Source organism: Heyndrickxia acidiproducens DSM 23148 (assembly GCF_000374345.1).
In the GTDB taxonomy this organism is placed as follows: Bacteria; Bacillota; Bacilli; order Bacillales; family Bacillaceae_C; genus Weizmannia; species Weizmannia acidiproducens.
Genome location: NZ_KB894049.1, coordinates 1 through 8719, shown reverse-complemented (window position 1 = coordinate 8719; position 8719 = coordinate 1). Strand labels below are relative to the sequence as shown.

The following is an 8719-nucleotide window of genomic DNA, read 5'->3' as shown; positions in this document are numbered from 1 at the left end:
GCGTTGATAGAACAGTTCAAATCCATTTCTTGCTTGGGACACAGAAAATGAATTATGGAGCACTCGTCCGCGGTCATCTACAAAGCAAGCGTAGTGTGTCCGCTTGGCAATATCGATTCCCACCACAAGTGTTTGTTCGGTGACTTGATTAATTTTCTGATTTTGTTTAAAATCCATTATGGAGTCCTCCTTGGTTACAAATTAGGGGTCAATTCTTGCAGATTTGACACCCCGCATCATACCAAGAGGGCTCTTTTTATTCAAGTCCCCGAAAATCCTTCTAACAGGAATGCTCCTTACAGATTATATTTTAGGTCATTACTTGTAATACTTCATCACAATGTATTCAAACTGATGATTTACAATTGTGATGATCTAATTTTACGTAATATTCATTGAGGGGGATTCAAAAAACATAGTTGGGGCTAAAATAAAAAATTGCAGATACTTTTTGAATCGGGAAGTGTGAATTTTAAGCCATTAAAATACTTTACCGGAGGATATTTAAAATTATTCTGATCTGAGGACTATTTACAAACTCTAGAAAATTGACTCTGATTTATACCCTAATCCGTTTTGAAGCTTTGTACGAAATTCCATTTCAGAATTCGGTCAATTAAAACTAAAGGCTTCACCTATAAAGTCACTGTTTATTTCTACGACAGATAAGTGACCAGCAGATAAAAGCCAGTATGGGGATGGGAATGGATTTTTCTATTTGCACTAAAAGACAAGCGTTCACACCGGCTTAAACAACTTGACCCTACTGCAATGGGGTCGGAAGCACAAAAACAAAATATTGAGTTCCACAGGCAAAAGGCGAAAGAGTTAGCGCGTTCGGCCTGACTAAAAGCGTTCATTCCCCCTATAAACGCTATCTCGCTCAATTTTCCACCCTGTGATGGCGTTCATCCCCCCTATGAACGCCATCTCGTTCAATTTTCCATCCTATGATAGCGTTCATTCCCCCTATGAACGCCATCTCGCTCAATTTTCCATCCTGTGACAACGTTCATCCCCTTTATGAACGCCATCTCGTTCAATTTCCAATCCCGTGATAACGTTCATCCCCCTTATGAACGCTATCTCGCTCCATTTTCCATCTTAAAATAGCGTTCATCCCCCTTAAAGAAAGCTATCTCTCCCACTTTTCAACCCCGAATTGGCGTTCATTCCCGGCTTTGGCCATGAAATCCTGAGTTAGCCGCTATATTTGTTCATCATTCCTCACTTGCCCACTTCCTATATCTAACCAGGCCAATCATGATTTGAGAAGAGCAAAATCTTTATTCCGCCCCCTGATCAATTGGCTGCGGAAAATGAACTTGAAACTGTCTTGCCACAGCAATGAGTTCTTCCTCAACGTTAGCCGGTAATGGAATACCTGCTGCTAATCTGTGCTTTCTTTCTTTGAATTTTCTTTCTCCCGGGTATCGGATTTCTTGGCTCGCGGTGGATTTCGGGACAGCTTTCATTTCTTCTAAAAGGCGCTGCATCATCGTCAAAAATTGCTTCAAACTCATGAACTTTTCTATATCCATTAAAATGAAAAAATGGCCGACATTCGCATATCCGGATTCATGTTCATCGTAAATGCTTTTGACATGTGGGCCAAATGCTGCGCCTGTCAGGACTCCGGATAAAATTTCCACAGCGAGTGCCAACGCGGCTCCCTTTGCACCGCCCATTGGTAAAACCGCCCCTTTTAAAGCTGCATTCGGGTCATTTGTCGGGTTTCCATCTTCATCCATGGCCCAGCCGTCCGGGATTTTGCTTCCTTGCTTGGCTGCTGCAATAATTTTTCCCCTCGCTGTAATACTGGTCGATAAATCGATGATTACAGGCTGATCATTTCCTGTGGGGAACCCGAACGCTACCGGATTTGTTCCAAAGAAAGCTTCTTTTCCTCCCCAAGGTGCAATCCCCGGGGGTGAATTTGTAAAGCCGATACACGCAAGATGATGGTCACATGCCAGTTCACAAAAATAAGAGACCGTTCCAAAATGGTTACTGTTTTTGATGGCGATTGCTGTAATTCCGCTTGCTTTTGCCATCTTAACCGCTTTTTTAATCGCATGATAGCAAACGATATGGCCGAGCCCATTATCCCCGTCCACTAAAAGAACAGACGGAGTTTTTTCTTCTGTTTTCAGGTGGGGATGTATATTGATTCTGTGATCGCAAAAACGTTTTACATAGATTGGCAGCCTGCTGATGCCATGGCTGTCTACACCATCCAGGTTGGCCTTTATTAAAGAATCTGAGACAATTGATGCATCGCCCTCACCCATACCAACCGCTTTCAGAACATCTATACAAAAATTTTTTAAGTCTTTTGCACTGTAGGCTTTCATGCATAACCCCCCCTCGAAATCCCACTATCCATTCTTATGTGTTTAAAATCCTGTTTGAACTACAAAATTATAAAAAAGAAACCTGCCAGACATAGATTCTGCTGTAACAGGTTTCTTTTTTGCATTTGAACATTTACCGCATAAACTATACGAAAAATGCATCCATTGAGACCGGGAACCAACTTATTTTAAGTTCCCCGGTATGGATTTCATAATTCTGCCGGATGCAGCTTTTTCAACAGGAGATTTTGCAGGACGAATCACTTTCATTCTTTCTCACCCCCTTTCACCGCTTCAGATGAATCAGACGGATCTTGCCGGAACACGGTATTATGTCTCTTGTAAACTGTCTTTCCAAATCAGAGATAATACTTTTCTAATATTTTTCTTTTCGTATGGACAAGGTTTTTCTCCGGTTAACATCCGGTAGTACGGGCAGTGGTTTCCCTGGCATGCCGGCCGGAAAAAACATGACTGGCAGCCGGAGTCGGTTTCTTCCCCTGATGTTACCCATGTGGCCAGTTTGTCAAAATCAATCGCTAAGCTGCCATCTTCATGGAGTTTGCCCACTTTATTGATCTCTTCATCAAGGCAGGTCGTACATTTATACAATTGTCCGTCAGCACCGATCACAAATGAATTTGGTTTGGCTGCATAGCAGACGGAAGCAGTCGGCATCATGGATCCTGATATGAGAGAACTCATGCCAAGCCCTTCATCGACAGCTTCTTCGGTAAATTCCCAAATTTTTTGATTGGAAATAATATGGTTGCAAATCGGGAGTTCATCATCATGTTCCCCTCCCCATCTGCCCACCGGATGGAAAAAGAGGCCAAAGCGTTTATCATGTGCAAAGTGGTCTTTTAAGCAGGCAATCAGATTGCTGACTTCCTTTATATTTTCCTGGTCGAAATTCACGCGGATCGTGAAATCAAAATCCGCACTACATTCTTTTACCGCCCTCAGGTTTTCGATAATTTGATCAAAAGTACCGCCGCCGCCAGCCAGATGCCGGGTCCGGTCATGCATTTTACCGACACCGTCAATGGTCACCATGAACTGCCGGACATTCCAGGAAAGCAATTTTTCAAATGTTTCTTTTGTTAAAAAATAGCCATTTGTGACAACATCGGCAGAGTACTGAATCTGGTTTTCCTGGGCAATGGATAAAAACGTATGGGACAGTTCCTCAATTAAAGGCATTTGCAACAGCGGTTCACCGCCGAACCAACTGATATGCAGGTTTGACAATGTGCCGGCCCTGTCTTTTACGAGTGCTTTTACGCCATTAACAACCTCAGGTTTCATTTTCCCGCGCTCAAATTTTTCATAACAGTATGTACAGCGAAAATTGCAGGCTTCCGTTACCAACAGAATCAGGTGCATCATATCTGTTCGGTGCATGGATTCGTGCAGGAACAATGCCCTCCGTTTTTGATCCACATGGCCGGGAACGATAAAACCATGATCATATAAAGACTTTTTAACATCCGAATCCAATTCCGTAATCCCGGCCCTTTTCAGGCAATCCATGACTTCAGCCTTTTCGTCTTCTGAAAAACTGACAATGGCTCCTGTATAACTATTGTATAAAATCATGCCATGATCATCCGTACGGGATAATACATTAAATCTTGATGGAACATAATGCGTGTCCAAAATGTGATGAACCTTCTTTCTATATGAATACTTCCCGCTTACCAACATATACCAAGGCTAATGATATTTCTTTTATAAAAAAATAGCAATATCCATTCTGCTCCTTTACACGCTCCTTTTCTAACAATTTGATGAAAAAACAATCTCCATTTATCAAAACGATCCCGATATGAAAAGCTCAAGCGGTTCCGCCCATGCGCAATCAGCAACCTTTTCTTGCCAATAAGCTCCGTGGCGATTGCTTGGGTATGATTGAAAGACATTCAACCTTTCCGATATCCGGCATATATTATGAACGACTAATATTAGGGAGGGCCTTCATTGTCAGAATATCGAGCGTCATTAAAACAGTGGAGTGAAGAGATCGCAAAGGCTTTTCATAAATCTGAAGATGTATTGCGGGAAAACGTCCGGAAAGAAAGGTTGGATGAATGGCAGGAAAGTCTCCGCGAATTTCAAAAATTTCTTTCAACCGAAGAACCATTGCAGGATGCGGATATTTACAACCGGGCGAACAAATTGTATATGCAATTCAATTCTTTTTTGGGAAAAAGCAGTGCTGCCAAGCCGGATGGAAATGGCGGTGCAGCAGCCCTGCAGGATGTGGTGCCAATCGGCGGGCATACCCTTCCGCCGCTTCCATACGCTTATGATGCATTGGAACCCTATATCGCGCGTGAAATAATGAGGCTCCATCATGATAAACATCATCAAAGCTATGTGGATGGTTTAAACAGAGCAGAAAAAGAAATGCAAAAAGCCCAGGCAACCAATAACTTTGGGCTCATTAAGCATTGGGAAAGAGAAGCTGCCTTCCATGGTGCCGGCCATTATTTGCACACCCTTTTTTGGAATATAATGAGCCCCAATGGCGGAGGGGAGCCGAAGGGAGATTTAGAGAGAAAAATCCGGCAAACGTTCGGTGGCTTTGCTCATTTTAAAAAACATTTTTCAGAGGCAGCAAATCAGGTGGAAGGTGTCGGATGGGCCATATTGGTCTGGTCTCCACGTGCAAGGCGGCTTGAAATTCTGCAGGCTGAAAAACATCAAAATCTCAGCCAATGGGATGTCGTACCGCTCCTTGTTCTTGATGTGTGGGAACACGCCTACTACCTCCAATACAAAAATGAAAGAAAGAAATACGTCGAAAATTGGTGGCATGTTGTCAATTGGCAAGAGGTGGAAAATCGTTTCAAAGAAGCAGTGAAATTAAAGTGGCAGCCTTTTTAAATCAAAGGGATGATTCATCTGCATACAGGCTTTTTTGAGGGAGATTCAACATGCAATTATCCATTAAGCTCACGTTTCAAGAAAATGAATCCCTACTTGTGTTTGACCAGCGTTTTTGATCCCATGAAGCCGAGTAGTTTTTAGGGTAATGTAGGAAAATGCTCTAATAGTATGGGAAACTTCAGTTAGAGAAAAAAACGGTAAGGCATGACCACAATTCACGTCTTACCGCGATTTTTTTGCCATCAAAAAAGAAAATATTTGAATTTCTTTCACGATCAAAATCGTTTTTTAGTAAGCCGCTTTAAAGAGCTCAATTATATCTTGCGTATTTCCTTGAATCGGGTTGCTAAACGCATTCCCATCTTCAAGGGCCAATTTCGCCATTAATTCGAAGTCTTTCTCCTTCACAGCTAATTCTCGCAGATTAGAAGGAATATGGATGTCTTCAGATAGCTTTCTAATCGCATCAATGGCTTTATCAGCTGCGTCACGAATGGAAAGCCCTGCGATATTTTCACCCATAAATTTAGCAATATCAGCAAATTTACGGGGATTCGAGATAAGATTAAACTTTTCAACATGCGGTAACAATACGGCGTTTGCAACTCCATGCGGAATGTCATATAAACCGCCTAATTGATGGGCCATTGCGTGAACGTAACCTAAACCAGCGTTATTAAATGCCATTCCAGCCAATAAAGAAGCACTTGCCATATTTTCACGCGCTTCAATATTTTTACCGTAAGCTACTGCCTGGCGCAAATTTTCTGATATCAATTGAATCGCTTGAACGGCCTGGGCATCTGTTACTGGATTTGCACCAAGTGATACATAGGCTTCAACCGCATGAGTTAAGGCATCCATTCCCGTTGCTGCAGTTAAGCCTGCTGGTTTTCCTACCATTAATTCCGGATCATTAATAGATACTAACGGTGTGTTCCTCCAGCTAACAATAACAAATTTGATCTTTTTCTTCGTATTCGTTAGCACACAGTGGCGTGTCACTTCACTTGCTGTTCCTGCGGTTGTATTTACAGCAACAATAGGAGGCAGAGGATGTGTTAATTTTTCAATTCCGGCATAGTTCTCGTATAAATCTCCTTCATGGGTGGCAGCAATACCAATTCCCTTCCCGCAGTCATGTGCACTGCCGCCCCCAACGGTTAAAATGAGGTTACAATGATTTTCTTGATACACCTTTAGTCCATCTACTACATTCGTATCTTTTGGATTGGGTTCAACTCCGTCATAAATCACATAATCAATCATCGTTTCCTTTAATGTTGCGATGACTTTTTCTACCGGACCGCCATCTAATTTGCTTAAAAATCGATCCGTTACAATTAAAGCTTTTTTGGCGCCAAGAATTTTACAACGTTCCCCGGTTACTTTTACGGCACCGCGGCCAAAATAGTTTACATTCGGCATAAAAAAGTCGTACATGTCATAACCTCCAGTTTGGTTTATTCATGTCTCTCAAAAAAGGAGTGTGCAAAATGGCTGCCCTGTCCCTTCACTATTTCACCTTTAATGGCTCCAGCTGCGCAAGAACAGCCTCCACATCTGCATCAGCCTGAATCAGTGCGGCGGCGGTATAGGCGCCTTCCACAAGGGCAGCATCCATGAGCCGGCAGTTTTTGTCCGATGTTTCCATGGCCATTTCCAAGTTCATTTTCGCGCTGCCGAGGTCGTAAAAGCCGAATAGATCATCGGCTTCGTTTTCCGCAATCGCTGCCGAGATTTTATCAAAGCTGGTGCCAACTTCACCCTCATCCGTTCCGCCCGCATACGTAATCGAAACATCCTTGGCTGCTTCGCCCAGTAAACGGGCAACCCCTGCTGCCAATTCCGGAATATGGGAAACGATGACAATGCCATAAGTCTTTTTATGCATGAAGAACCCCGCCTTCCAGTAGTGCTTCAAATAAATAACCGCTCGATACAGCGCCCGGATCCAGGTGGCCGACAGAGCGTTCGCCGAGATAAGAGGCCCGGCCCTTGGTCGCTTTCATGTCCTTTGTTGCGGCCACGGCGCTTTGAATGACTTCTTTTGTTAAAGTCCCTGCTTCGAGCGCTTCGCAGACCGGGATCCAGACATCGACCATTGTTTTTTCGCCCTGCGCTGCTTTCCCGCGTTTTTGGATGCCGGCAAGGCCTGCTTTTACGATCCCCGCTACATCTGTTTCCGTTTCACCGGCTTGTTTGGCCATTGCGATCAACGCCGACCCGTAAAGCGGTCCGGATGCGCCGCCGATTTTGCTCAACAGCGCCATCGCAGCGGTTTTAAACACATCCTGGACGGTTTTAAAACCGCCCTCCTCCAGTTTGTCCGCCATCGCTTTCGTGCCGCGCGCCATATTACTCCCATGGTCGCCGTCCCCGATTGCGGAATCCAAATCGCTCAAATACGCTTTCTGTTCTTCCACTTGGGCCGCAAATGTTTTCAGCCAATCAACAGCTGTATCTACTGTTAACATCTCGATCACTTCTCCTTTTTACACCCATGCCGGCGTTTCTACAGGCTGTTTTAAATAGTCCGCCCAAGACTCGTCTTCCAATTTTAAAAGGGTCAGTGAGAGGCCCGCCATATCAATGGATGTCATCAAATTGCCGGCTTTTTTAAAATCGACAACCAGCCCCTCTTTTTCCAGTAAGGCCTGCACATCATGGATAAAAATATATTGTTCCATCAGCGGTGTTGCACCCAGCCCGTTGACAAGGCAAGCATAGTGGTCGCCTTTTTGCCAATTAAATGCCTTTTTCAGCTGGGTAACCAGTTCATTCGCAATTTCTTTTGACGGCTTGATTTTTTCGCGCCGGTAACCCGGTTCGCCGTGGATCCCGACGCCGTATTCCATTTCATCCGCCCCCAATTCGAAACCCGGTTTGCCGACTTCCGGAACGGTTGCCGGGGAAATCGCGACACCAATCGTTTTGATAGCCGGCACTAAGCGGTCTGCCAATGTTTTGATGTCTTCCAGAGAATAGCCGGATGCAGCCGCGGCCCCGAGCATTTTATGGACAAGCACAGTTCCTGCAACTCCGCGTTTTCCAGCTGTATAGGTGCTGTCTTCCACGGCGATATCATCATCAACAATTACTTTTTCGACTTTGATATCCTCCATTTCAGCCAGTTCCTCGGCCATTTCAAAATTCATCACATCACCCGTGTAATTCTTCACAATTAAAAATACGCCGGCACCCTGGTCCGCTTTTTTTATCGCTTCAAAAATCTGGTCCGGCGTTGGCGAAGTAAATACTTCCCCGCAGACAGCCGCACTCAGCATCCCTTTTCCTACAAAACCGGCATGGCTCGGTTCATGCCCGCTGCCTCCGCCACTTACCAGCCCGACCTTGCCTTCGTCTGTAAACTTGCGGTAGATGACGCCGGTTCCTTCAATCCGTCCGACCTTGTCTTCATTTGCATACACAAAGCCTTGCAGCATTTCATCAAGCACATTTTTCGGGTCATT

At 44.3% G+C, this 8719-nt stretch carries 8 protein-coding genes; 1 reads left to right on the top strand and 7 read right to left on the bottom strand.

Going from position 1 to position 8719, the window contains the following annotated elements; genetic code table 11:
• The 3 genes from C232_RS19670 to C232_RS0117520 form a co-directional block, all read right to left on the bottom strand.
• Window positions 1-177 (bottom strand): IS110 family transposase (locus tag C232_RS19670; protein ID WP_018665100.1); only part of this gene is annotated, 177 nt, incomplete at its 3' end.
• Between the two features lie 1109 nt (window positions 178-1286).
• Window positions 1287-2354 carry an Ldh family oxidoreductase gene (locus tag C232_RS0117530; protein WP_018665413.1) on the bottom strand — a complete coding sequence of 356 codons (1068 nt, stop codon included), beginning with the start codon at window positions 2352-2354 and terminating at the stop codon, window positions 1287-1289.
• Between the two features lie 330 nt (window positions 2355-2684).
• A complete protein-coding gene (locus C232_RS0117520; RefSeq protein ID WP_018665412.1) occupies window positions 2685-4013 on the bottom strand; it encodes a radical SAM/SPASM domain-containing protein in 1329 nt (442 codons plus the stop codon).
• A 321-nt stretch (window positions 4014-4334) separates the two neighbouring features.
• On the opposite strand from C232_RS0117520, the gene C232_RS0117515 reads away from it, so the two are divergent.
• Complete coding sequence (locus C232_RS0117515) at window positions 4335-5243, top strand: superoxide dismutase (RefSeq protein WP_018665411.1); 909 nt, start codon at window positions 4335-4337, stop codon at window positions 5241-5243.
• Window positions 5244-5534: 291 nt separating this feature from the next.
• Here the strand turns inward: C232_RS0117515 and C232_RS0117510 are convergent, their stop codons facing one another.
• The 4 genes from C232_RS0117510 to dhaK all read right to left on the bottom strand — a co-directional run.
• The gene (locus tag C232_RS0117510; RefSeq protein WP_018665410.1) at window positions 5535-6689 is read right to left on the bottom strand and encodes an iron-containing alcohol dehydrogenase; all 1155 of its coding nucleotides are present in this window, start codon (window positions 6687-6689) and stop codon (window positions 5535-5537) included.
• Between the two features lie 73 nt (window positions 6690-6762).
• Window positions 6763-7140 carry a dihydroxyacetone kinase phosphoryl donor subunit DhaM gene (gene dhaM / locus C232_RS0117505; RefSeq protein WP_018665409.1) on the bottom strand — a complete coding sequence of 126 codons (378 nt, stop codon included), beginning with the start codon at window positions 7138-7140 and terminating at the stop codon, window positions 6763-6765.
• Window positions 7133-7723, bottom strand: a complete 591-nt coding sequence (gene dhaL / locus C232_RS0117500) for a dihydroxyacetone kinase subunit DhaL (protein ID WP_018665291.1) — start codon at window positions 7721-7723, stop codon at window positions 7133-7135. Before dhaL ends, dhaM begins: the two co-directional genes overlap by 8 nt.
• Before the next feature lie 18 nt (window positions 7724-7741).
• Window positions 7742-8719 (bottom strand): dihydroxyacetone kinase subunit DhaK (gene dhaK, locus C232_RS0117495; RefSeq protein ID WP_018665408.1); only part of this gene is annotated, 978 nt, incomplete at its 5' end.